Source organism: Streptomyces sp. NPDC007205 (genome assembly GCF_040634095.1).
GTDB lineage: Bacteria > Actinomycetota > Actinomycetes > Streptomycetales > Streptomycetaceae > Streptomyces.
Window position 1 is genome coordinate 1 of the sequence record NZ_JBEYEW010000179.1, and the last position, 1,406, is coordinate 1,406.

The 1,406-nt window shown below is 65.3% G+C and carries 1 protein-coding gene and 1 pseudogene; both read left to right on the forward strand.

The genetic code is table 11. The features are described from left to right. Positions 1-334, forward strand: a 334-nt coding sequence (locus ABZ624_RS43080) for a transposase (protein WP_360101238.1), incomplete at its 5' end; no start/stop codon positions are given. Positions 335-1,004: 670 nt separating this feature from the next. Next, a pseudogene (locus ABZ624_RS43085) lies at positions 1,005-1,253 on the forward strand (transposase family protein); the annotation flags it as partial. Between the last annotated feature and the right edge of the window lie 153 nt (positions 1,254-1,406).

Below are 1,406 nucleotides of genomic sequence, written 5' to 3' on the forward strand. Positions count from 1 at the left end.
CCGCGACCTGATCCAGACCGCCCACCAGCAGCTCGGCGGCCCGATCGTGCTGGTCCGGGACAACCTCAACACCCACCTGACGGCCGGAATGCGCCACTACACCGCCGACCGCGACTGGCTCACCGTCTTCCAACTGCCGCCCTACGCACCCGACCTCAACCCCGTCGAAGGCACCTGGTCCCTCCTGCCACGCACCACCACCACCGACCGCGCCTTCGCCGACCCGGACGACCTGATCACCGCCGTCCGGCGGGGTCTCCGCCGGCTCCAGTACCGCCCCGACACCCTCGACGGCTGCCTCACCGGCACCGGCCTCCGACGCCAGCCACCATGACGACACCACGCATTCAAGGTCAGTAGAGGTACGGCCATCTCGGCCGGCTGCAGCCTCCTGGCCGACGCCAGAGCCGTCGGCCAGGACATCTGGTTGACAACTGACTGCTGCCATCGCGCGAGTACATTGAGGCACCCCAGCCCGGAACGGGCGAGGTCGTACGGCCGGCAGACCAGCCCGGCAGTCGGAGCTGTGCCAACGTCCCGCACCTACCGGGAGGGATCGTAGGTGCGGGACGTCTGTGACAGCGACTGACACTCCAGAAGTGCTCAACTGGGCGGTCAACAGCCGGAGATCCCGTCAGGTGTACAGGGAGGCCTGCGCAGAATCTCATGAGAAGAACGACCAGAGCGCCAAGAACGTTACGGCATAAAACCTCGAATCATTGGTGTTCCTCCGAGGATCCAGCAAGTGAAGGGCCGTCGCTGACGGGTACAAAGGAACGGCCCTCAGCGCATCGCCGCCACAGCCTGCGAAACGCACATGGAAGGGCCGCATCGGTGACGCGCCGTACGACGCGAACGCCGGAAGCCAGCAGGCTTCATCGGATAAACGATTGAGCAGACAGGACGTCACGGCTGTCGCCGGGAGTGCTCCGATCCCCCCGTTATCTTTTTCGCGGTCCTGCAAGAGGACCGCTGGCCTTCCGGCCCAGCGCTGCCACGGTATCACCGTGCTCGGCAACAGCGCCTATATCAACACCGGTCTCGTCCCGCATCGCAAACGCCCCGGCCGGGCGCTGCTGAAGGACGAGGAAGAGGACAACGCTACCCACCGCAATGTCCGCGCACGCGTCGAACACGTCTTCTCCCGGATAAGGAACTGCAAGATCCTCCGCGACTGCCGGCAGCGCGGTGACGGCCTCCATCACGCTGTCCAGGCCGTCGCCCGCATGGACAACCTCGCCCTCGCCGCATGACCCGACAAGCCCAGCCTCCCGCTTCAAGCTGCTTGATCACAGCCTTATGCAACACGCTTCACTGAACCGTTTTCATCCTGTCCTGCTGGGGTGAAGGTGCAGGTCAGCGGGTGTGGGGTGACGAGACGAGGCTCCTGGTCGTTGCGGTGGTGT